Annotated in this window: 15 protein-coding genes; 5 read left to right on the forward strand and 10 right to left on the reverse strand. The window is 68.4% G+C overall.

Annotation, left to right across the window (positions count from 1 at the left end):
- Positions 1-2: 2 nt before the first annotated feature.
- The 4 genes from ABIC94_RS14985 to phnD (ABIC94_RS15000) all read right to left on the reverse strand — a co-directional run bounded on the left by ABIC94_RS14985 (position 3) and on the right by phnD (ABIC94_RS15000) (position 3,776).
- Positions 3-623, reverse strand: coding sequence for a hypothetical protein (locus tag ABIC94_RS14985; protein WP_354373794.1), 621 nt, complete (start codon positions 621-623; stop codon positions 3-5).
- A 45-nt stretch (positions 624-668) separates the two neighbouring features.
- Positions 669-1,271: an AAA family ATPase gene (locus ABIC94_RS14990; RefSeq protein WP_354373795.1), complete on the reverse strand. Its 603-nt coding sequence runs from the start codon at positions 1,269-1,271 to the stop codon at positions 669-671.
- Positions 1,272-1,615: 344 nt separating this feature from the next.
- Positions 1,616-2,674, reverse strand: a complete 1,059-nt coding sequence (gene phnD / locus ABIC94_RS14995) for a phosphate/phosphite/phosphonate ABC transporter substrate-binding protein (protein ID WP_354373796.1) — start codon at positions 2,672-2,674, stop codon at positions 1,616-1,618.
- Position 2,675: 1 nt separating this feature from the next.
- On the reverse strand, positions 2,676-3,776 hold the full coding sequence (gene phnD, locus ABIC94_RS15000; RefSeq protein WP_436318017.1) for a phosphate/phosphite/phosphonate ABC transporter substrate-binding protein: 1,101 nt from the start codon (positions 3,774-3,776) through the stop codon (positions 2,676-2,678).
- A gap of 162 nt (positions 3,777-3,938) precedes the next feature.
- Here phnD (ABIC94_RS15000) and ABIC94_RS15005 point away from each other — a divergent pair, with 162 nt between their 5' ends.
- From ABIC94_RS15005 to ABIC94_RS15020, 4 genes are all read left to right on the forward strand, one after another.
- Positions 3,939-5,831: an ATP-binding response regulator gene (locus tag ABIC94_RS15005; protein ID WP_354373797.1), complete on the forward strand. Its 1,893-nt coding sequence runs from the start codon at positions 3,939-3,941 to the stop codon at positions 5,829-5,831.
- Between the two features lie 191 nt (positions 5,832-6,022).
- On the forward strand, positions 6,023-7,090 hold the full coding sequence (locus ABIC94_RS15010) for an ABC transporter substrate-binding protein (protein ID WP_354373798.1): 1,068 nt from the start codon (positions 6,023-6,025) through the stop codon (positions 7,088-7,090).
- Positions 7,087-9,081 carry an ATP-binding response regulator gene (locus ABIC94_RS15015; RefSeq protein WP_354373799.1) on the forward strand — a complete coding sequence of 665 codons (1,995 nt, stop codon included), beginning with the start codon at positions 7,087-7,089 and terminating at the stop codon, positions 9,079-9,081. Before ABIC94_RS15010 ends, ABIC94_RS15015 begins: the two co-directional genes overlap by 4 nt.
- A gap of 34 nt (positions 9,082-9,115) precedes the next feature.
- Positions 9,116-9,886: a hypothetical protein gene (locus ABIC94_RS15020; protein WP_354373800.1), complete on the forward strand. Its 771-nt coding sequence runs from the start codon at positions 9,116-9,118 to the stop codon at positions 9,884-9,886.
- Positions 9,887-9,896: 10 nt separating this feature from the next.
- Here ABIC94_RS15020 and ABIC94_RS15025 read toward each other — a convergent pair whose 3' ends face one another.
- From ABIC94_RS15025 to ABIC94_RS15045, 5 genes are all read right to left on the reverse strand, one after another.
- Complete coding sequence (locus ABIC94_RS15025) at positions 9,897-13,712, reverse strand: beta strand repeat-containing protein (protein WP_354373801.1); 3,816 nt, start codon at positions 13,710-13,712, stop codon at positions 9,897-9,899.
- Position 13,713: 1 nt separating this feature from the next.
- Positions 13,714-15,462, reverse strand: coding sequence for a ShlB/FhaC/HecB family hemolysin secretion/activation protein (locus tag ABIC94_RS15030; protein ID WP_354373802.1), 1,749 nt, complete (start codon positions 15,460-15,462; stop codon positions 13,714-13,716).
- Positions 15,459-17,609, reverse strand: a complete 2,151-nt coding sequence (locus ABIC94_RS15035; RefSeq protein WP_354373804.1) for a CHAT domain-containing protein — start codon at positions 17,607-17,609, stop codon at positions 15,459-15,461. Before ABIC94_RS15035 ends, ABIC94_RS15030 begins: the two co-directional genes overlap by 4 nt.
- 144 nt (positions 17,610-17,753) lie before the next feature.
- Positions 17,754-19,940 carry a catalase HPII gene (gene katE, locus ABIC94_RS15040; protein WP_354373805.1) on the reverse strand — a complete coding sequence of 729 codons (2,187 nt, stop codon included), beginning with the start codon at positions 19,938-19,940 and terminating at the stop codon, positions 17,754-17,756.
- Positions 19,937-20,104: a hypothetical protein gene (locus ABIC94_RS15045; RefSeq protein WP_354373806.1), complete on the reverse strand. Its 168-nt coding sequence runs from the start codon at positions 20,102-20,104 to the stop codon at positions 19,937-19,939. The genes katE and ABIC94_RS15045 overlap by 4 nt, the downstream gene beginning before the upstream one ends.
- Before the next feature lie 329 nt (positions 20,105-20,433).
- On the opposite strand from ABIC94_RS15045, the gene ABIC94_RS15050 reads away from it, so the two are divergent.
- The gene (locus ABIC94_RS15050) at positions 20,434-21,252 is read left to right on the forward strand and encodes a transglutaminase-like domain-containing protein (RefSeq protein WP_354373807.1); all 819 of its coding nucleotides are present in this window, start codon (positions 20,434-20,436) and stop codon (positions 21,250-21,252) included.
- A 21-nt stretch (positions 21,253-21,273) separates the two neighbouring features.
- Here the strand turns inward: ABIC94_RS15050 and ligD are convergent, their stop codons facing one another.
- Positions 21,274-22,176: a non-homologous end-joining DNA ligase gene (gene ligD, locus ABIC94_RS15055; RefSeq protein WP_436318019.1), complete on the reverse strand. Its 903-nt coding sequence runs from the start codon at positions 22,174-22,176 to the stop codon at positions 21,274-21,276.
- Between the last annotated feature and the right edge of the window lie 6 nt (positions 22,177-22,182).

The following is a 22,182-nucleotide window of genomic DNA, read 5'->3' on the forward strand; positions in this document are numbered from 1 at the left end:
TGTCAGATCAAATGGGCTTGGGCGTAGTCGCGGACTTTGACGAACAACTCGTCGTAGTCATCAATATCAAGTCCCGGATGCCATTTCTCTTCCAGGCGGCGCATATCCCACGAAAGATCGGCATCGATCTGCCGACCGTTGCGCTCTTGTTGAAGGTACTCGGCGTACATCTGCGGCGCTTCCTGTTTGAAGTGCGCGATGAAAGCGATCACCTCGTCTTCGCGCCATTTGTACAGGCGCTCTTCCCGAAGGATTCGCATCGCCCTGGCCTCCAAGCGGCTGAGTGCTCGCCAGTCGAAAAGATCCTCGGGCGTGATGGGGAACCTTTCGGAGTAGTTGTGCAGATAGCGAATGATGTCGGTCTTCCAAACCTTGTCGGTCATCGCATCGATCCTGGCCAGCAGTTCCGGGGCGACGTTTTCTCGCCATTGGAGCGGGTTGGCATCCCACTGAGCGTCTTTTTCTTTCAAGGGGTGCAAGCTGCCTCTCGAGCAGTACACGAAGACTTCCTCGTCGTCGGGGCGCTGTTCTCGGGGGAGTGAGAGCACGTCCATGATTCTTTTTTTCAGGGGGTCATAAGCCAGTGAATCAATCTTGGCTTGCAGTTCAGGGCTGATAGGCATGGTGTTTCCCTTTGCTTTTTTTGGGTTCAAATGGCTTTGCTGCGCTCAAGCCGCAGCTTGCGCCAAGCACTCTTGCACGACCCAGTTGACATGAATGGGAGCGGCCCAGTAGGACGACACGTTGTCGCCGCGATTTGCATGTTGCGCTTCACAGCTGTCTCGATCTGTCGCGAGCGCCTGGACCTCGACTAGATACCCAACCTTTTTGAGCGAGTTGATGAGCGTGACGATTTCATCTTGGTCATGTCCTGGTGTTTCCACGACAACGCTCAGCTTTTGGCCGATTGCTGCCTTGGTCAGTGCGCGGCCGATGTGTTCAATTTCACTGGCAAATGCATCGGGAAAATCGAGTGTCGCGTCGCCACGTGAAAGCTCATGAAATATGTCAGCGCTGTCAATGTGAACATAGCCAGAGCCAAGGTGCGTCTTGCGGTGCGTAGTTTTTCCTGCTGCGATGGGCCCCATAACGATGACAGCAACGGGTGGGGTTGATGGGCAATGCAAGGCTGATTCGAGGCGAGAGTCAATGAGGACTTGAAGATCCGCGACAACGCCTCCTTTACCCAGTGATGAAGTCGTCTCGCCTCCTTGGAACAGCTTGAGCATCCGGGCCCAGTACCCACGGGCGCTGATAGACAGCTTGTTCATAGCGTCTCGCGCAAGAACTGCGGCACAGGGGGCTGGAGAATTGAATGTGTCCAGATCATGAATTTCCCTTTCCGCGCTCACTCATTGGCGCAGCTGTTTTATTGATGGATGTGTGACGATTAAGCGTACATCCGAGAAGACGCTGCACGATCTCATCGCCTGCCCACCAGCCGCGTTGCGCGGATGGATTTCACGATCACGATCAATCGTTCATTGGCGCGAGTAGGTTCCAGATCCCGATAGGTCCGATGCCGTCAACGGAGCTACCCAGCCAACTCCCGCTGATGGTTATCTGGGTCCGGCTCAATCCGGGCAAGCCGGGGTCCAGGCCTCGCGCGCCTTGCTCAGCGCGGGGCGGTGGAAGCCGCGCGCAATGCCTCGACCTGCTCCTTGTACGCCTGCTCGATGCGCAGCAGCCGCTGCTCGCGCGCCGCATCGTTGACCCACGCGGCGGCCATGGCGCGTTGTTTCCCCAGCTGGTACTCGAGCATGGCCTCGGGCAACAGCGCGCTGTCGTCGGCCGGGGCATAGCCGTAGGCGGCGCGCAGCGTCTTCAGCACTTCGCGTTCGGCATCGGCGCGCGGGCCCTTGCCTTGGCCGTAGCCGACCAGGAACGCCTGCAGCCGGGTCTGGAACGCGGGCGGGTAGTCGCGCCGCACCACCATCTGCGCGCCGGGCGGCGGTTCGGACTCCCACACGATGTGAAGCCGCGCGGCCTCGACGGGAAACTGCTCCCTGAAGCGCTCGAAGTCGGTGGTGTTGTTGGTGGCCACGTCGGCATCGCCGTTGGCCACGGCCAGTGCGGTGGCCTGGTGGTTACCGACGAACTCGCCGCGGAACTGGGTTTCCATCTGGATGTTGCGCGGCAGGAAAAGCTGGCTCTGCGGCATGAGGAACCCGGTCACCGAGCGGCTGTCGCCGCGCGCGAGCCGCCAGCGTTCGGGTTCGGCAAGCACCGCTTCCAGCGTATTGGGTACGCCGGTCTTGCGCGTCAGCAGCACCGCGCGGTGCGTCGGCATGCCGGGCCGGCGCGCGATCTGCGCCACCACTTTCATGCGCCGCTGCATCACGGCGTCGAGCGCGATCTTGGCCGAGAGAAACGCCATGTCGACTTCGTCGCGCCTGATGGCGCGGTCGAGCTCTTCGTACGACGCCACCGAGTAAGCGCTCACGGGCAGGCCGATGGCCTGGCTCATGTCGGCCAGCAGCGGCGTCCACAAGGCGCGCGATTCGACCGCGCCTCCCAGCGGCAGCACGCCGAAGCGCACCGTCTTGACGGGGGTGCCCGCCTTTTCGGCCGCGCCGGCGCTGCCCTGCACCCACAAGCTTGCGGCAGCGACGAGCACAGGCAGCAGCGCCGCGGCGAACCATCGGGCAGCGCGAGGAAGCTCGCGGGCAGGCATGTCAGGGCGACAGGTCCCGCAATACGGTGACCTGCTCCGCATAACCGCTTTCGATGCGCTTGAGGCGCGCCTGCCGCGCCTCGTCGTTGACCCATTGCGCGCTCATGGCGTTCTGTTTGGCCAGCTGGTAGGCGAGCTTGGCGGCCGGCTGCAACGAGCTGTTGTCGGCGGCCACGAAGCCGGCCAGGTCGTGCAGCGACTTGAGCACGGCGCGCTCGGCATCGCCCCGCGGGCCCTTGGCGCGCCCGTAGCCGATCAGGAAGGTCTGCACGCTCCTGCGCAGCTCGGGCGAATATTCGCGCCGCACGACGATCTGCGCATGCGGAATGAGTTCGGATTCCCACAGCACCTGCAGCCGCTGCGCCTCGGCCGGAAAGCGCAGCTTGAAGCGCTCGAAATCGGCGGTGTTGTTGGTGGCTATATCGGCCTCGTTGTTGGCCACGGCCAGCGCGGTGGTCTGGTGGGTGCCCACGATCTCGCTCAGGAAGCGCGTCTCCATCGCGATGTGGTTGGGCAGAAAGAACTGCAGCTGCGGCACGATGAAGCCCGACACCGACTGCCGCTCGCCGCGCGCAAGGCGCCAGCGCTCCGGCTCGCCGAGCAGGCTTTTCTTCGTATTGAACGGCGGCGTCTTGCGGGTCAGCAGCAGGGCGCGGTATCCCGCCAGGCCGTCGTGCCGCACCACCTGGGCCACCACTTTCATGCGGCGCTGCGTGACAGCATCGAGCGCCATCTTTCCGGAGAGAAACGCCATGTCGACCTCGTCGCGCTGAATGGCCTGCTCGAGCGCTTCGTACGAGTTGACCGACAGCACGCTCACGGGCCGGGCGATGGCGCGGCTCAGTTCGGCCAGCAGGGGGTCCCAGTCGCTGCGCGATTCGAAGGCGCCGCCGAGCGGCAGGATACCGAAGCGCACCGGCGCATCCGGCTGCAGCGCAGGCTGTGCGGCCGCCAGCAGCGGCAGGCCGGCGAACAGCGTCAATAGGAGGGCACCGCAGCGCACCACGGCGGCAGCACGCCTGAACCGCGGGCAACGGCGGGGGGCGCGAAAGGCGTCAGGAGCGCCGGAAGCCTTCTGGACGCGGCGTAGGGAGGCCTGCATTTTTTGACACGGAGACATGGGGCCGCTGCGGACCAGCGGGTCTAACATGGGCAACGCGGACGCAATTAGATATCAAATACAAGTTAATTTCGTGATGTTTTTCCCATCTTTCGCTCCGCAACCCGGCCCCGTAAGCTTGATCTTCATGCGCCAAATGCCCCCATGAACTGGAACTTCCGCGTCGCCCGGGGGCTTGCGCGCCTCACCTTCGCCCAGCAACTGATCCTGCTGGCGCTGGTGCCGGCGACAGCAGCCACGCTGGCGGCCATTGCCGTTCTGACGCGCCAGCATCTGGACAACCTTACCGAGTTGATGCGCGCCAACGCGCAAACGGTGGCCATGCAAGTTGCCACCGCGGCGCAGACGCCGCTGGTGCGCATGGACCGCCGCCTGCTGCAGCGCACGGCCCAGTCGGGCACCTACCAGCCGCACGTGCAGCAGGTTCAGATCTGGTCGGACGACGGCGAGATCGTCGCCAACTCCGAAACCGCCGACCGCGCCCGCGGCGAGGGCCTGCAGGTGGTGGTGCCCATCGTGAGCGAAGAGGGCAAGCACAACGGCAAGGTCATGGTCGAGATGAGCCTGGACGCCGTGCGGGATGCGCGGCGCTCGGTGTGGCTCAACGTGGTGCTGGTGCTGGCCATCAGCCTGGTGGGCGTGGGGCTGGCGGGCTGGTGGGCCGCGCGGCGCATCAGCGAGCCGATTCGCGCGCTGGGAAAGGCCGTCGACCGCCTGGGTGCGGGCGAGGCCGCGAGCGTGACCATCGAGGGCACCTCCGAAGTGCGGCACCTGCAGCACGGTTTCAACCAGGCGGCGCGCGCGCTGGCCGAAAGCCACCGGCTGCTGCAAAGCCGCATCAGCGAGGCCACGGCCGAACTCGCGCGCAAGAACCAGCAGCTCGAAGTCGCGAGCCAGGCCAAGACCCGCCTGCTGGCCGCAGCCAGCCACGACCTGCGCCAGCCGCTGCACGCGCTCACGCTGTTCTCCGACGGCCTGGCCAACGGCGAAACCGACCCGGTGCGGCTGCAGCGCATCGGCCACATCCGCGAGTGCGTCGACTCGCTCGACCGGCTGTTCTCGGAGCTGCTCAATCTTTCGCAGCTCGATGCCGGTGTACTGCAACCGCAGTGGGCGGACTTTCCGCTCGACCAGCTGTTCGACGAAATCAGCCGCAACTTCCGCCCGGTGGCCGAGCAGCAGGGTCTGCGGCTGGTGGCGCGCAAGACCGACCTTTGGGTGCGCTGCGACTACGTGATGCTCTCGCGCATTCTCAACAACCTGGTGTCGAACTCGCTGCGCCACACCATCGAAGGCGGCGTGCTGATCGGTGCCCGGCGGCGCGGCAGGGGTGTTCGCATCGACGTGCTCGACACCGGCGTGGGCATCGACGTGCAGCACCAGGCACGCGTGTTCGAAGAGTTCTACCAGGTGGAGGCCACCGGCCGCCAGGCGCCTCGCGGGCAGCGCGGCATGGGCCTGGGGCTTGCCACGGTGCAGCGGCTGGCCGAGCTGCTCAATACGCGCGTCGAACTCACGTCCAAGCCGCACAAGGGCACCTGCGTGCGGGTGCTGGTGCGTTCCGCGCCGGCCGGGCTGCCCGTACTGGATGCAGCGGCGATGCCCGACGCCGCCGAAGAAGAAGCCAGCTTCGAACAACTGCGCATCCTGGCGATCGACGACGAGCGCACGATTCTCGAAGGCTTGACGGTGGTGCTCACCAACTGGGGCGCCGAGGTCATGGCGGCGCAGACCCGCGCCGAAGCACTTGCGCTGGCCGACGCGTGGGAGCAGCCGCCGGACGTGGTGGTGAGCGACCTGCTCCTGCAAGGCGGCGACAACGGGCTTGACGTGATCGCCGCGCTCGAGCGCCATCCGCGCGGCATCGGTCCCGGCACGGCGCGCCTGCTGGTCACGGGCGAGACCAAGCCCGACCGCCTGCGCGAGGTGGCGAGCGCCGGCATCGCGGTGCTCTACAAGCCGGTTTCTCCGCGCGTGCTGCGCCAGGCCATCCAGGCGCAGCGCGCGGCTGCATTGCTGCTGAACGCCGACGCCTAGCGTCCGTTCGCGACCCCTTCCATAGCGTTAACAGGCCCTAGTCCGTCGGACATAGGCCAAGCAGCCGCCGCGCTGTGCACTTCATCACGCTGCCGAGCGGTGACGAGTGCCGACATAAGCCCTCCGCCTTATCGCGCAAAGCAGAGGGCTTCCGTACATTGGGTGCAGCTCTCTTGCTGCGGAAGCAGTCCATGTTTGTTGCCGTGAACCCTTTCATCTCGCTCTTCCGAAAACGGCTGCACCGCGGCGCGCACGTCGCGCTCGCACTGTTCTTCGGCGCGGTGCAACTCGCCGCCAATGCCTCGGCGAACGGCCTCACGGTGCTGATGGGCGACGACCTCGCGGCGCACTCGGAGTTCGTGCAGCACGTTCGCGCGGGCCAGGAGCCCGGCGGCCGCTTCGAACTGGTCCGGCTGTCGCCGGGCGGCGTGGACACCCAGCAAGCCGTGGAGGCGGCCGCCGCCGAGCCCGACCGCGGCGCCACCGCCGGCGTGCGCACGCGCGGCCTGCGCACGGCACCGGCGGACGCCACCCTGACCATGGCGGTCGGCGTGCCGGCCGCGCGCGCCGCGCTCGAACGGCCGGGCCAGCAGCCGCTGGTGCTCGCGATGCTGAGCCGGCTCGACTACGAGAACCTGCGCGCCAGCAGCCCGGCGCTGCGGCGCGGCGACCGGCGTGTGGGCGTGCTGCTGCGCGACCCGGCCATGGCCGACCAGCTTGCGCTCGTCGGCGCGGTGCTGCCGCAGAAATATCGCATCGGCGTGGTCGCCACGCCCGAATCGGAGCCTTTGGTGCGCGAGCTGCAACGCGCGGCGCAAGGCGCTAACCCGGCGTGGGACCTGCAGGTGGAATACGCGCCCGACGCCAAGTCGCTGGCCGCGGCGTTGCGTTCGGTGGTGCCGCGCAGCGATGCGCTGATGGTGCTGCCCGACCTGATCGGCGACAGCCAGGCGGCCACACTCTCGGTGCTGCGCGCGGGTGCGGGAGCGGGCCTTCCGGTGTTCGGCGCCAGCGAAGGGCTGGTGCGCTCGGGCGGGCTTGCCGCTGCGGTCTCGACGCCCGCGCAACTGGCCCAGCAGGCGAAGCTGCTCGGGCAGAAACTCGCGAGCGCCGGCGGCACTGCCGGCACTGGCGGCAGCCCGCTGGTGGAGTCGGCCACGCCCTCCACCGTGCGCGTCAACACCACCGTGGCGCGCGGACTCGGATTGCGCTTGCCGGAGGAGCGGGAACTGACCGAGCGGCTTACCGTCACGCGATGAACGACAAGGGGACGCCCGAAGGCACGCGCGCCGATTCGCCGCAGCCCCTGTCCACCCCCACGCTGATGGTGCGCGGCAACCTGCAAAACGACCTGTTCCGGCTCGGCGTGGTGCCGTGTGCCGCGGTGGCGCTTGCGCTCACCGCCTGGTTCACCCACAACCGGCTGCAAACGCTCGAAGCGGCTTTCGATGCCGAAGGCCAGGCCGTGGCGCGCCAGGTGGCGGCCATGTCCGACCTGAGTCTTTATGCCGGCGACCTGCCGGCGCTGCAGAACGTGGCCAACGCCGCGCTGCGCGGCGGACAGGTGATGCGGGTCGAGATCAGCAACAGCGCCGGCGTCTATGTGACGGCCGGCCCCAAGGCGTCGGCGCTTGCGCAACTGCGCATGTTCACATCGCCGGTCACGCTGCGCGAGGCGTCGCGCGCCAGCGCCTTCGCGCCCGCGGGCTCCACCGCCGCGGGCGAAACGCCCATCGGCCTGGTGCAGACCTTTCGCGACACCACGGCCTATGCGCGCGAGCGCAGCCGCTCGCTCATGGCCGGCATCGGCATTGCGATGGTCGCCCTGCTTGCGGCATGGGCCTCGGTGCGCCACATGGCGCGCACGGTGGCACGGCCGCTGCGGCGCGTGTCGCGCACGGTGGCCGCGCTGGAGGCTGGGCACTTCGAGGCGCGCTGCGACGTGGTCGAGGGCGAGTCGCGGAGCGCTCTCGCGGCGGCGTCCGGCAAAGGCCACGCGCACGAGCTGGCGGTGCTTGCGCACGACATCGACCGGCTGGCCGAGCGGCTGCAGCGCAACCGCCAGATCAGCGAAGAACGCGTGCGCGAGGCCACCGCCGTGGCGCTGCAGCGCATGGCCGAGGCCGAGCAGGCGGCGCTTTCGCGCGCGCGGTTCCTGGCCGCGGCCAGCCACGACCTGCGCCAGCCGCTGCATGCCATGGGGCTTTTCATCGACGGCCTGCTGCCCAGCGCCACCGATGCCCAGCGCCCGGCCGTGCTGCGCCTGCAGGAGAGCACCGAGTTCATGGGCGTGCTGCTCGACGACCTGCTGGAAATCTCGCGGCTCGATGCCCAGGTGCTGACGCCGGCGATCACCAAGGTGCCTTTGGCCGCGCTGTTCGACCAGCTCGATGCGCAGCATGCCCCCACCGCGGCCGAGACCCGCGTGCGGCTGCGCTGGAGCGACCGCGGGCTGGCGGTGCGCAGCGATGCGGCACTGCTGCAGCGCATCGTCGGCAACCTGGTGGCCAATGCGCTGCGCCATGCGCCTGCCGGCGGCACCGTGCTGGTGGCGGCGCGCCGCAGCCGGGCCGACGGGGACGGAGGCAGCGTTCGCATCGAAGTGCGCGACAACGGCGTGGGCATTGCGCCCATTCATCAGGGCCGCATCTTCGAAGAGTTCTACCAGGTGGCCAACACCGAACGCGACCGCCGCCGCGGCTTCGGGCTGGGCCTGGCCATCTGCGCGCGCATCGCCGCGCTGCTCGGCACCCGCATCACGGTGCGCTCGGCGCTGCAGGCGGGCAGCACCTTTGCGCTCACGCTGCCCGCGGCCCATGCCGCCGAAGCCGCGACACCCGAGCCCGCGCCCATGGCACCGGCGGCGCTGGCGGGCCTGCACTGCATGGTGGTGGACGACGACCCCGTCATTCTCGACGGCAGCCGCGCGCTGCTGGAGCAATGGGGTTGCCGGGTGGAATGCATCACCACCGGCGCCGAGGCCATTGCCCGGCTGGGCACGGGCGACCTGCATTTCGACGCGGTGCTGTGCGACTTGCAGCTGGCCGGCGACGACGACGGCATGGACGTGATCAACGCCGCCAAGCGGCTGCAACCCAATGCGCTCGCCGTGCTCGTGTCCGGTGCCACCGGCCCCGAAGTGCTGCAGCGCCTGCGCCATGGCGGCGTGATGCTGTTGACGAAGCCGGTCGCACCGGCCAAGCTGCGCGCACTGCTTTCCACGCGGCGGCATGCGGCTGCCGCGGCCTGATAGACAGACAAACAGACAGACGGGAGCCGCTGCGATGCTCGACCTTGCCGCACTGAAAGACATCCGGCCCTTCGTTGCGACGCCGAGCTACGGCGGCGCGCTGGCGTCGATCTACGTGCGCAGCCTGCTCGGCCTCGTGAACCTCGCCTGGACCCACGGCTTTTCGATGCAGACGCGCTTCCTCGACGGCGACAGCCTGATTCCGCGCGCACGCAACCGGCTGGTGGCCGAGTTCATGGCCGACACGCGCTGGACGCATCTGTTCTGGATCGATGCCGACATCGGCTTCGAGCCCGCAGCGGCACTGCGGCTGCTGCTGGCCGGCCGCGACGTGGTGGCCGGCGTCTATCCGCTCAAGGAAGACGGCTGGCCCGCCGGCGGCCTGCGCGAGGCCTTGCCCGCGGGCAGCACGCGCGCCGACTTCGAGGCGCGGCATGCGCGCTTTCCGGCCAACGCATGGACCGGCGGCGCGCACGCGGTCGACGCCGACGGTTTCATCGAGGTGCTCGACGCGCCCACAGGCTTCATGCTGATCGCGCGCCCGGTGTTCGAGCGCCTGGCCGAAGCCCGGCCCGACCTGCGCTACACGCCCGACCCCTCGCGCGATACCGCGGCGCAGGCCTGGCCGCACTACCGCTTCTTCGACCTGCTGGCCGAGCCCGGCAACGGCCGCTACCTGAGCGAGGACTATGCGTTCTGCCGGCGCTGGCAGGCGCTGGGCGGCAAGATCCATATCGATGCGCAGTCCGACCTGGCGCACCAGGGCCTGCGCACCTACACGGGCCGCTTCGGCGCCGCGGGCTAGCCGCGAGCCGCTAGAAGTCGGCGCAGCCGTTGCGCTTCTCGGTGTCGACGCAGCTCGTGAGATTGGGCCGCGAGCGCACGCGCGACCATTCGCGCGCCAGCACGTCGTTGCCCTGCGAGGCGCGGTCGCCTTCGAGCGGGCCGGTCGCGAAGCAGATCGGCGGCGGACCGATGTTGCGGTCGTAGAGCCAGGTGGTCGGCAGTTCGCGGACCACGTCTGGCTTCGGAATCTGCGGAAAGCCGCCGACCGTGAGCGTTCCCGGCACCACGTTGACCAGATAGCCCTCGGCCGAGGTGAAGCTGCCGTTGATCGCATAGGCGCCGGGCAAGCTCGACCGCGTGGCCGCGGTGCCCACGGCACCGCTGAAGCCGGCGCCGCTGTCACCGAGGATCAGGCCGGTGATGCTCCAGGTGAAGAACGGGTTGTCGAAGCCCGCTGGCCGCGCGGCATTGCCGATCACAACCGTCGCGGTCGGCCGCTGCGCATAGATGAAGTGGTTGTCGCCCGGCGACACGCTCACGCCGCACAGGCCCAGGTAGGCGCAGTTGTAGAGGTTCGGCAACAGGCCCGAACCGGCGATGCCGCCGCGCGTTTCGCCGACCCAGGTGTTGGCCCACACGCGCCACGACGCGCCGCCCAGGCTGGCACCGCCGACATTCTGGAAGCGCGCCGCGGCCACCAGGTCGGCGCCCGACGTGCTGCTCACCGCCGTGCCGAGCTGCAGGTCGCCGCTCAGCGTGCGCACGAACACCGTGTCCGCGGCCATGGAGCCGGCCGACACCACCTGCGGCGCGTTGCCGGCCGCGTCGTAGCCGATGACCGACACGGGGCCGATGCGCAGTTCGTCCACGTCCTGGTAGCGGAACGCGCCGGCAGCCCCGCCGCCCAGCGTGCTCGCGCTCACGTTGTTGGCCGCCTGGTCGAGCAGCACGCTGCCGCCGGTGGAACGGGCCAGCAGCGTGCCGGCCGTGATCGGCGCGGCCGCGGTCTGCGTGATGTTGCCGGCCGACGCCAGGCCCACGCGCGGCGCCGTGATGGGGGCTTGCAGCACGATGTTGCCGCCGCCTTCGTTCTGCAGCGTGAGGCCCGAGGCCAGCGCGAGCGGGCCGACCACGTTGATGTCGGCTGCATGCGCGTTGCTGCCGGCCACGATCGCATTGCCGGCCGAGATGCGGGAGAACTCGTCGGCCGACACGGCGAAGCCCGTGTTGGCCGTGCCGCCGAGCGTGATCGGCGTGGCGACCTGGTCGAAAGCCGTGCCGTCCGCAGCCACGCCGCCGGGACGAAGGTTGACGACGTTGCCCGCAGTCACGGTGCCGTCGATCACCAGCGCGTCGGTGCCGCCGCCGTTGCTTGCGCGCAGCACCACGTTGCCGCCGGCCGACGAGACGGAGACCCCCGCGAGCACCGTGGGGAACTGGCCCGGCACCGGCGCCACCGGGCCGAGGCGCACGCCAGCGCCGCCGCCGTCGGCCTGGCCGGTGAGCTCGATGTTGCCGGTACCGGTGGTCGCAATCCGCGAGCCGTTGCGCAGCAGCACGCCGTCGCCGCCCGTGCCCGGGTCGCCGGCGCCGGACTGGCGCAGGCCGCTCACCGCGATGTCGCCGTCGACCGAGCGAAGCACCGCGTGGTTGATCACCACGCCATGGCCCGGGATCTCGCTGCTGTTGCCCGTGAAGTTGCCCACGCCGCTCACGTTGATGTTGCCGCTGGTCGTCGAGATGTCGGTCTGCCGGTTCGGAAAGCCTGTGCCCGTGAAGCGCGAGCTGAGCCGCACGCCGCTGGTGTCGGTGCCGATGCCCGTGATGTCGACGTCGCCGGTCGAGGTGGAGATCTCCACGCCGCTGATGTAGACGGCTGCTTCCGTGAAGCCGCCGCCCGAAGGCCCGGTGCTGTTGCCGTTGATCGTCACGGAGCCGCCGGCCCCGGCATCGGTGCGGCCGACGCGCGTGTCGATGACGTTGCCGTTGAGGCTCACGCTCGGCCCCGCCCCCGCGGCCGACCAGGCGCCGTTCATCACCACATTGCCGCCGTTGGTGTAGATGTCGCCGCTGTAGCTCACCTGCCCGCCGCCGGTTGCGGCACCGCCGCCGTTGACGTCGGTGTTGAACACCACGTTGAGCGGCCCGCCGGCGCCCGAGGACTCGATCACCACGTTGTTGTCGCCGCGCACGCTGCGGTGAGCATCGAGCTGGAAGGTCAACGGCCCGTTGGCCGTGTTGTAGTTGATGCGCACGCCGTTGAACATGCGGATGTCGCCATCCGTGGGCGAACCCGCACCGGGGTCGCCGGTGGTGATGCGCACGCTGGTGCCGCCATTGAGGGCGGCATTGATGTCGCCGTCCTGGATGGTGCTGGCCGCGAGCGGCTCGAAAGGATTGGTCGGCAGCGTGCCGGCCGCGGCACCGGGAACGATGTCGACATTGAACGGGTCGATGAGCCAGGTGCCGGCGGTGCCCGCGGGCGCGGCGGCGTCCACGCGCAGCCCGTCGATGCTGAAGCCGCCGCCCAGACCGTCGTCGGGCGCGGCGAAACCGCCGGAAGTTTCGATGAAGCCGCCGTTGCCGCCGCCCGCGCCGCCGCGCGCCGAGATGCTGCCGTAGGCACGCAGGGTGCGTTCGGCCAGCACGCGAACATCGCCGCCGTTGCCCGACGCGACGGCGTCCGCGCGCAGGATCGAGCCCGCGCCGAGCGCGATGGCGCCGGTGTCGCCGAGTTCGCCCACCGCGTTCGCATAGAGGCGGATGCGCCCGCCGCCGGCACTGCCGCTCGCGTCGATGACGCCGCGGTCGTCGTTTCCGGGTGGCGGCGGTGGTGGCTCCACGGGTGCGGAAACGTCGATGATGAGCGGAGGCGTGTAAGGCACGAGCCCGATCGCGCGGCCCTTGATGTCGATGGTGCCGCCCGTGAGGCCGGCGCCGTTGCCAGCCGCGGACACCAGGCCGCCGGTCATGCGCACGCCCTCGGGAGAAAGGCCGCTGTCCAGGATGATCTCGCCATCGCGCGAGGCCATGGAATCGGCCCGCAGCACGCCGCGGAAATTGACCACGCCGTTCGAGACCTCGAACCCGCTGGTCGCCACCAGCGCCACGCGGCCGCCGTTGGCCTGCATGGTGCCGCCGTTCGCCACGCCGCTGTAGAGGCCGGGCGTCACCCGCAGCGTGGTGAGCCCGTCGCCGGCAAAGTCGAGCGTGACGGTCTCACCCGACGCCAGGGCGGCCGTGCCGCCGTCTGCAACGATGCTGCCGCTGTTGAGCACCTGCGGTCCGATGAGCGCCGCTGTGCCGCCGCTGCCCACGAGCGTGATGTTGCCCTGGTTGTCCACGGTGCCGAAACTGCCGTCCGGCCGCCTGAACTCGAGCTTGGACGCGCCGGCCATGAAATCGGCGTTGCTGGTGGACATGTCCAGTGTCGATGCGACCAGCCCGCCGACGCTGACCGAGGAACCCTTAGAGAACGTCACGCCGGCCGGGTTGACCAGGAAGACGCGGCCATTCGCATTGAGCGATCCGGCAATGGTCGAGGCTTCTCCGCCGATCACGCGGTTGAGCAGCACGCTGCTGGCGCTCGGCTGCGCAACGTTGACCGTCGCGCCTGTCGAAATGGAAAAGGTGTTCCATTGCGCGATGGCGCGGGCCGTCGTCTGGTTGATGTTCATCGTCGCGGCGTTCGGCGTCGCGACAGACACGCCTCCGAGAATGGCCGAGAACCCGGTGGGCAGGGTCTGGGCCAGCGCGGGCGCCAGGCCCAGGCACACCAGCGCGAGCGCGACCGGACGCAGTTGCAGGCGCGGCTGGAATCGTGGGGAACGGTTGTGCATTGCCATGTCAGAACACCTTTTGCGCCTGCACGTACAAACGCGGGTTGCGGCCGCCGCCATCGGTCTGCGCCGGCCGGGTGCCGTCGCGCCAGGCGAGCGTCGCGTTGATCGCAAAGTTGCCGGGCCGCGCCCACGAAATGCCGATGCCGAAGCCGCGCAGGCTGTGGCGGTTGGGGCCGGTGTCGAACGGCGAGGGGTCGCGCACGATCTTTCCGCGCGCCGCGTCGTAGAACACGAAAGGCGTGAGCTCCGCGTTGAGCGACCAGCGCCATTCGACGGTGCCGATGGCGCCCTCGTCCACCAGCAGTTCGCCGGACGGATAGGCACGCACCGCGCGCGCACCGCCGAGCGAGAGCTTCTCGGAAGCGTCGAGGTTCTTGCTGGCCCATTGGCCGCCGAGCGCCACATAGAGCGAATGGTTCGGCACGATGGCCTGCAGCCGCGAGAGCTGGAAGCTGAGCTTGGTGTAGCCGCCCTCGGTGCGATGGCCCGCAATGCTCTGGTCGAAAGCGCGGCTCTGCTCGTCGCGAATGGAGAGGTCGCCGCGGTAGAGCGTGCCCGAGCTGGCCCAGTAGCCACCGCCGAACACGTCGTCGCGCCGCTCCCAGGCCCAGCCCAGGCCGAGGCCGTGCACCCGCTTCTTCGAGGTGAAATCGACCGCATTCATCTCGTCGGTCAGGTTCTTCACGTCGGCGCCAAGGCGCAGGAAGAGGTTCTGCTGGCGCTGGCGGATCAGCGGGTAGTTGAGCGAAAAATCGAGCACATCGGCCCTGCCCTGCGCCCCGAGTTCGGCAAATTCACCGCCAAGCTCGTAGTTGACGCGCGCAAGCCCGATGCCGGCGCGCAGGCCGCTGGTGCCGATGGGCGCCTCGTAGGCCACGCGGCCGAACTGCAGCGCGTTGCTGTTCGACACCATCAGCCGCATGTCGAGGTTGTCGCCGATGCCGAAGGGACTGAGCCAGCGCGCGGTGCCCCCGACGCGAAAGCGCCCCGATTCCTTGGTGCCGTGGTTGTCGCCCTCGGCCGTGAAGGCCCAGCGCGGCCCCGCGGCGACTTCGACCGAAAGGTCGGTGGTGCCGCTCTGCGTGCCTTCCTGCAGCCCCGAGGAGACGCGGATGCCGGGCTGGTCGGACAGCAGCAGCATCGCGCGTTCGTAGGCCGGCGCATTGACCGCCTCGCCGGGCTGCAGCGGCGCAAGGAAGCCGCGCACCCGCGCTTCGCTGATGGGGGCGTCGGGCGCGACCAGCACGTCGACCTTGCCGAGGCGGCCCTCGATGACGCTGATCTCCACGATGCCGTCGCGCACGGTCTGCACAGGCACGATGGCCTGCGCCAGGAAGTAGCCGCGGGCGCGGTACTGCCCGGTGATGGCTTGCGCCAGCGCCTCGAGGTCGCCAAGCGTCACGTCGCGGCCGATGTAGGGCTGCGTCACGCTTCGAAGCTCCTCGTTCGACAGCGCCTGCGCGCCGCTCAGGCGCAGGTCGTTGAGGCGGAACGCGCCGACGGCCGGTGCGGGCGCCGCGGGCAACCCCTGCGAAACCGCGGCCGGGCCTTGCGCGAGCGGGCGGTCGCAGCTGCTGCAGGGGTTGGCGGTGGGCAGCAGCACGGCGGCATCGGCATCGGCCGCCTGCGCGCGCTGCGCCGCGAGCGCCAGCGCGGCGGCCACCAGCGAGGCTGCGGCCAGCGCGACGGGACGCAAGGGCCGCGCCATCGAGGCCGGCAGCGGCAGCATGCGATCGTGGTGCGTGCGCCTCATGCCGGGCTCCCGACTTTCAGCCGCCAGTTGCCGATCAGGTTGAACGGCGCCCAGAAGAACGGATGCGACATCTTGGGTTCCTTCAATACGGCCAGCTGGCCGGCCTGCATGGCCTGCTGCACGTCGCGGCCCTTGGCCAGTTCGGCGTACAGCGTGCTCATCAGGATCGCGGTGGCGTCGTCGGACACGGGCCACAGCGAGGAGATCAGGCTCGAGGTGCCGGCCGAGAGAAAGGAGCGCGTGAAGCCCAGCACCTCGTCGCCCTGGGCGATGCGGCCCAGGCCCGACTCGCAGGCCGACAGCGTGACCAGCGCGGTGCCCTGCATCGGCAGGCCGATGATCTCGTGGGCTTCCATGAAGTTCTGCCGGCCGCCCTCGTTGGCCAGCAGGATGCGCGAGTAGAGCGGATCGACCTGGTCGGCCTCGGCATGGGCGGCGACGTGCATCAGCGGCGCGCGGGCCGAGGCTTCGCGGAACTGCGTCTTGGTGGCGGCGGCGCCCATGTAGACGGTGTTGCGCGGGAACAGCCGCGCCAGCTCCTTGACCTCGACCTCGGCGCCGGGCAGGTCGTACTTGTCCTCGATGCGCGGGTTGCCGAAGGCGGTGAGTGCGCCCTCGACGCGCGGCGAGCGCTGCGCCAGCTGCACCGCGATGCTCATCGATGGCGCCACCGACACCGGATTCGTCTCGATCACGTAGCGGCCCTGGATCCGCAGGGCCTGGAACGGCAGGTAGTGCAGCGGCCCGTGGGGCACCACGATCAGCCGCTGCCCCGGCGCCAGGGCCAGCGGCCCGAGCAGCGCCGCGCCCAGCTTGTCGGCATTGGCGATGGTCGCGCGGCGGCCGCGCACGATGGAATTGCGGAACACCTCGACCAGTTCGGTCAACTCCTCGCGGCGCACCGCCACGGTCTTGGCCTCGATGCCGGCGGGGCTGACGACCCACACCAGCAGACGGTCGGGCAGGGAGTGGAACTGCACCACGCGCTCGTCGGGTGCCAGTGCGCCCTGCAGCGTGGCCAGGTCCAAGGTTTTCGCGGCCTGGTCGCTGATCTTCGCGCGGCCGCGCACCGCATCGAGCAGTGCGCGCGAGCGGCTGCGCTCGCTCACTTCGAAGGCCTGGCGCGCATCGCCCGCATCGCTGTAGATCGAGACGCCGCGCTCGAACACCGATTGCAGGTCCGAGAACAGGCCCATCTTGAATTCCTCGCTGCGGAACCTGGCGCGCACCTGGTCGATCCCGCCCAGCGCGCGTGCCATGGCTTCAGCCGCGGCCTGCTTCTGGCCAAGCGCGAGCTCGCTGCGCGCCACGCCGTCCCAGGCCCAGAGGCGGTAGTACTCGGTGTCGGTGCCCACCTGCCGCGCGGTGAGCGCGCGGTACATGTCGCGGGCTTCGGCCGGCTTGTTCTCGGCCAGGAGCAGCCGTGCGCGGGTGCGGTCGAGCTGCGCGGTGAGCGGTGCATCCTTGGGCGCAGGCATGCCGCCGAGCACTTCGCGCGCCCTGGCGGCGTTTCCCGCTTCGATCAGCGCATTGACGAGCGAGGCCTGCACCAGCGGGGCATAGCGCGCCGAGCTGTTGGTCAGCGCCTCGTCATAGCTGATCACGGCGCCGGCGTAGTCGCCGCGGCGCGTGCGCACGTCGCCGATCACCTTCTGCACCGGGCCGACCACCAGCTTGGGGTCGCGCGCCTGGTGCTTGAGCGCTTCGCGTGCGAATTCCTCGGCCTTCTCGAGCTGGCCCGAGTAGCTGTAGACGATGGCCAGGTCCCGGTTGGCCATGGCCATCAGGTTCGGATCGCGCGTGGCATTGGCCAGGTGCAGCGCCTTGCTTGCGGCACGCACGCTCTGGCGGAATTCGCCGGCCTCGGCCAAGGCGACCGCCTGGCTGCAGTATTGATAGCCCGAGAGCTTGACCGCGTCTTGCCCGTAGAGCACCGCGCCCTCGCTGGTCAATGCCAGCAAGGTGTCGGTGTCGGCAAGCCGGGCCTGCTCCGCCTTGCTGGCCGCGGCCTCGGCGTTGGGCGCCTGCGGCTGTGCCGATGCCCATGGCCCGTGCCCCAGTAGAAGAATGCCAGCCAGCCCGAGAGCACCCGCGACTCCTGCACGACGTGCCGAGCGCTCCCATCCCGTTCTCGAAAACCACGTCATTGGACCCCCGCGCGCGGCCCGTGTACCCGCAGTTGCGGGAGTCGACGCCGCGGAAGTGCGCGCCGTTCAGGCCTCGTGGGGAAAGTCTAGAAGCGCCCCTGCGCCGCGCCTATTCGCAAGAAGGTCTAGCGCAAACGGACTACATCAGGCGGGGACCGAATCGATGTCGGTCCGCTCCCAATGGCGGTGCTTCGCAATCGCGGCGATGAAGTCCTGCGCGATCTGCGTTGCCGCCGTGGTGTCGCCGAGGTTGGTGACCGGTGTGGCCGCGACCACGACGCCGGGCGGCAGATCAGCGGCTTGTGCATCTGCGGCAATGCCGAGTTTCGACAGCAGCTGCACGCCCTCGCCCACCGTGCAGATGGCCTTGCAGTGCTTGTACGCCTCGAGCACGAAGTGCACGGCATCGCCCATGCCCGCGAGCGCCGCGGCGCCCTGGCTGCCGCCGGGCACCAGCACGGCGTCGAACATGACCGAAGGCGCATTGGCGAAGGTCATGTCGACATCGATCTGCCGCTTCGATGCGCTGGCAATGGTGCCCAGGCGCGGGCCGACCACCTTGCAGCGCGCGCCGGCCTGCTCGAGCGCATCGCGAATCGGCTTGAGCGAAGCGGAGTCGATGCCGTCCACCACCAGGATGGCGATCTTGCGCGTGCGGATGGAACCGTCGCCCGTATCGGCCATGCTGAGCGCGGGCGACTCCTCGATCGGCAGCGTCATGCGGTGTTCGCGATAGCCCGCGCGGCCCGCGGCGGCCTTGGCATCGGGCGCACCAATGCCGAGCGGCTCCGCCACGCGGCGCGCGAGCTTCTCGTCCACGTGCGCCAGGTTGTCGACCATGCGCTGGCGGATGGCCGGCACATCGACCTTCGAGAGCTCGAAGCGAAAGCCCGCGACGATGTGCTCTTTCTCGGCCGCGCTCTGGCTGTTGAAGAAGAGGCGCGCCTGCGTGAAGTGGTCGTCGAAGGTCGGACTGCGGCGGCGCACCTTGGGCGACTCCATCTCGTCCGGGTAAGACTGGAAGCCGACGCTGCCGCCGTCGACCCGAAACTCTTTGCCGTCGCCCAGCGAGTTGGGCTCGTAGGCCACCTGGCCGCGCGCGATGGTCTGGCGGTGCATGCCGTCGCGCTGGAAGTTATGGAACGGGCACACGCTCTTGTTGATGGGCAGCTCGTGAAAGTTGGCACCGCCGAGCCGCGAGATCTGCGTATCGGTATAAGAGAACAGGCGCCCTTGCAGCAGCGGGTCGTTGCTGAAGTCGATGCCGGGCACCACGTGCCCCGGGTGAAACGCCACCTGCTCGGTTTCGGCAAAGAAGTTGTCGGGGTTGCGGTTCAGCACCAGCCGGCCGATGCGCTGCACGGGCACCATTTCTTCGGGGATGAGCTTGGTCGGGTCGAGCAGGTCGAAGCCGAGCGAGTTCGCCTTGTCTTGCGCAATGAGCTGCACGCCGAGTTCCCATTCGGGAAAGTCGCCGTTCTCGATGGCTTCCCAGAGGTCGCGCCGGTGAAAGTCCGGGTCCTTGCCCGCGATTTTTTGCGCTTCGTCCCATGCGAGGCCATGAATGCCGAGCTTGGGCTTCCAGTGGAACTTGACGAAGTGGCCCTCGCCGCGATGGTTCACGAAGCGGAAGGTGTGAACGCCGAAGCCTTCCATCATTCGCAGGCTGCGCGGAATGGCGCGGTCCGACATCGCCCACATCAGCATGTGCGTGCTCTCGGGCATGAGCGAGGCGAAGTCCCAGAAAGTGTCGTGCGCGCTCGCGGCCTGCGGCATCTCGTGGTGCGGCTCGGGCTTCACGGCATGAATGAGGTCGGGGAACTTCATCGCGTCCTGGATGAAGAACACCGGAATGTTGTTGCCCACGAGGTCGTAGTTGCCCTCGCGGGTATAGAACTTGACGGCAAAGCCGCGCACGTCACGCACCGTATCGGCCGAGCCGCGGGAACCTGCCACGGTCGAAAAGCGCACGAAAACGGGCGTCTTCGCATCGGGGTCCTGCAGGAAGTCGGCAGAGGTGAACTGCGACATCGACTTGTAGACCTGGAAGAAGCCGTGCGCCGCGGAGCCGCGTGCATGCACCGCGCGCTCCGGAATGCGCTCGTGGTCGAAGTGCGTGATTTTCTCGCGCAGGATGAAGTCTTCGAGCAGCGTGGGCCCGCGCAGTCCGGCCTTGAGCGAATTGTGGTTGTCGGGAATCTGAAGACCCTGGTTGGTCGTCAGATTGGGTGCATGATCGATCGCGAAGCCATCGAGTTGCTGTTGCTTGGCATTGCTGCCGTCCGTGGCCTTCGAGCGGCGTCCGGCGGCGGCCTTGTTCTGTGGCGTCATCGCGGGTCTTTCATGGGGGGATCAACTTCGTTGTCGAGAAAAAGGTCCAGCACGTTCACCAACGCAATCAGGCAGATGAAACCCGCCACGGCGGCCACCACCCAGAACAGGATTTCATCCCCCCACGTACCGGTGAGTGCATCGAACAACGCTGAGATATTCATGATTCGCTCCAGCAGATCAAATTGGACAAGTCGATGCTTGCGCTGCAGCCGGCCAGGGCGATGGGAGCCGATTTGAAGGCGTTGCGAGCGATGCGAAAGGTTATGTTTGCCGCAGACTGTTACCCGTAGTGGCTGCTCGCCCACGCTTGTGGGAGAGGCGATCCGTACGAGGTAGGAGCGCACCGACAGCACCGGGCCGGCACCTACGCGGCTTTGCGCGTCTGCCCGCGTCCGGCCGGGCGGCGCCACCGATAGCATGGGGCGAAGACGGCACGAAGCCTGCTTGCGCACTCCAGAGAACACATATTTCGCACACAGGGAAGAACGACATGCAGATAGAGATCGGTTTCGACATTGAACTTGCCGTCACGGCGCCCACGGCACTGATCTACATGCTGCAGGTCCATCCTTCGCGCGCAGCGGATCTGCAGAACGGCGAGCACATCACCGTCAGCCCGCCACTGCATACGGACTACTACATGGACAGCTTCGACAACCATTGCGCCCGGGTGCGGATTCCCGCGGGCGTGACGAGCGTGCGGCTGCGCAACCGCGCCGTGGTGTTCGATCCGGGCTGGTCCGACCCGGTGGATTTCAGCGCCATGGAGCATGGGGCGGCCGACCTGCCGGTGTCGGCGCTGCCCTTTCTGCTGCCCAGCCGCTATTGCGAAGTCGACAGCGAACTGCTGCAGTTCGCCTGGAACAACTTCTCCCGCGTGACGCCCGGCTGGCACCGCGTGCAGGCCATTTGCGACTTCGTGCACGAGCACCTGCGCTTCGACTACCAGAGCGCGCGCGCCACGCGCACGGCGCTCGAGGGCTTTCGCGAGCGCACGGGCGTTTGCAGGGACTTCGCGCACCTGGCCATCACGCTGTGCCGCTGCATGAACATTCCGGCGCGCTATGCCACGGGCTATCTGGGCGACATCGGCATTCCGCCCGTGCCGTACCCGATGGACTTCAGCGCCTGGTTCGAGGTGTACCTCGGCGACCGCTGGCACACCTTCGATGCGCGCCACAACAAGCCGCGCATCGGCCGCATCGTGATTGCGCGCGGGCGTGATGCAGCCGACGTGCCGATCACCATGGTGTTCGGCGCCAACTCGTTGCAGCGCTTCGAAGTGACGACGGCCGAAGTGCTGCAGTAGAGCGCTTCAAGCAAAACGCCCTCACGAAGGCAGGTAGCCCAGCATCTCCATCGCGGCGCCCAGGCCCGTGCGGCTGTCCTCCATCGCGTCCCACGGCGTGTTGCCCACGGCGAGGCGATCGGCGATGTTGGCCACCGTCCAGTGGGCGGCACTTCCCAGGTCGGGCAGTTCTTCCCACGCCAGCGGCACCGACACGCCCATGCCCGGCCGGGCGCGCGCCGACCAGGCACTGGCCGTGGTCGCACCGAAACCATTGCGCAGGTAGTCCGCGAAGATCTTGCCCACGCGATTGCGCGGCCCGCTCTTGGCGACGAAGCGGTCCGGAACGATGCGGGCCAGGTGTTCGACGATGGCCCGCGAGAAGCCCCGCACCTCGTCCCAGCCGAGCTGGCGCCGAAGCGGCACCACCACGTGCAGGCCCTTGCCGCCGCTGGTCTTCAGGAACGAAGGGAGGCCGAGTTCGTCCAGCAGCACGTGCACCAGCAGCGCCGCCTCCTGCATCTGCTGCCAGTCGACGCCCTCGCCGGGGTCGAGGTCGAAGGTCATGCGATCGGGCTTGCCGATGGCGCGCGAGGTGGCGTTCCAGGTGTGCAGTTCGATGGTGTTGTACTGCGCCGCACCGATCAGCGCCCTGGCCGTGTCGATCTGCAGCAAGGGGTCGTGCCCCGGGTCCAGCGCGGGGTCGAGCAACTTGATGCCGGCGATGTCGCTGTGCTGCGCGTGCTTCTGGAAGAACAGCTCGCCGTCCACGCCCTCCGGTGCGCGCACCAGCGCCACGGGCCGCCCCTTGAGGTGCGGCAGGATGAGCGGCGCAACGGTGGCGTAGTAGGCCGCCAGATCGCCCTTGGTGACGCCGCTGGCGGCGTCGATCAGGCGCTCCGCATGCGTGATGCGTGGAGCCGTCGTCTCCAACCGGTCGTTCATTCGGTC

It is taken from the genome of Variovorax paradoxus, from assembly GCF_040544635.1.
In the GTDB taxonomy this organism is placed as follows: Bacteria; Pseudomonadota; Gammaproteobacteria; order Burkholderiales; family Burkholderiaceae_C; genus Variovorax; species Variovorax paradoxus_R.

Bases quoted from the DNA above. Each gene is read 5' to 3' on its own strand.
- ABIC94_RS14985 (WP_354373794.1), bottom strand. From the start codon at position 623: ATGCCTATCAGCCCTGAACTGCAAGCCAAGATTGATTCACTGGCTTAT.
- ABIC94_RS14990 (WP_354373795.1), bottom strand. From the start codon at position 1,271: ATGAACAAGCTGTCTATCAGCGCCCGTGGGTACTGGGCCCGGATGCTC.
- phnD (WP_354373796.1), bottom strand. From the start codon at position 2,674: ATGCCTGCCCGCGAGCTTCCTCGCGCTGCCCGATGGTTCGCCGCGGCG.
- phnD (WP_436318017.1), bottom strand. From the start codon at position 3,776: ATGCAGGCCTCCCTACGCCGCGTCCAGAAGGCTTCCGGCGCTCCTGAC.
- ABIC94_RS15005 (WP_354373797.1), top strand. From the start codon at position 3,939: ATGAACTGGAACTTCCGCGTCGCCCGGGGGCTTGCGCGCCTCACCTTC.
- ABIC94_RS15010 (WP_354373798.1), top strand. From the start codon at position 6,023: ATGTTTGTTGCCGTGAACCCTTTCATCTCGCTCTTCCGAAAACGGCTG.
- ABIC94_RS15015 (WP_354373799.1), top strand. From the start codon at position 7,087: ATGAACGACAAGGGGACGCCCGAAGGCACGCGCGCCGATTCGCCGCAG.
- ABIC94_RS15020 (WP_354373800.1), top strand. From the start codon at position 9,116: ATGCTCGACCTTGCCGCACTGAAAGACATCCGGCCCTTCGTTGCGACG.
- ABIC94_RS15025 (WP_354373801.1), bottom strand. From the start codon at position 13,712: ATGGCAATGCACAACCGTTCCCCACGATTCCAGCCGCGCCTGCAACTG.
- ABIC94_RS15030 (WP_354373802.1), bottom strand. From the start codon at position 15,462: ATGAGGCGCACGCACCACGATCGCATGCTGCCGCTGCCGGCCTCGATG.
- ABIC94_RS15035 (WP_354373804.1), bottom strand. From the start codon at position 17,609: ATGACGTGGTTTTCGAGAACGGGATGGGAGCGCTCGGCACGTCGTGCA.
- katE (WP_354373805.1), bottom strand. From the start codon at position 19,940: ATGACGCCACAGAACAAGGCCGCCGCCGGACGCCGCTCGAAGGCCACG.
- ABIC94_RS15045 (WP_354373806.1), bottom strand. From the start codon at position 20,104: ATGAATATCTCAGCGTTGTTCGATGCACTCACCGGTACGTGGGGGGAT.
- ABIC94_RS15050 (WP_354373807.1), top strand. From the start codon at position 20,434: ATGCAGATAGAGATCGGTTTCGACATTGAACTTGCCGTCACGGCGCCC.
- ligD (WP_436318019.1), bottom strand. From the start codon at position 22,176: ATGAACGACCGGTTGGAGACGACGGCTCCACGCATCACGCATGCGGAG.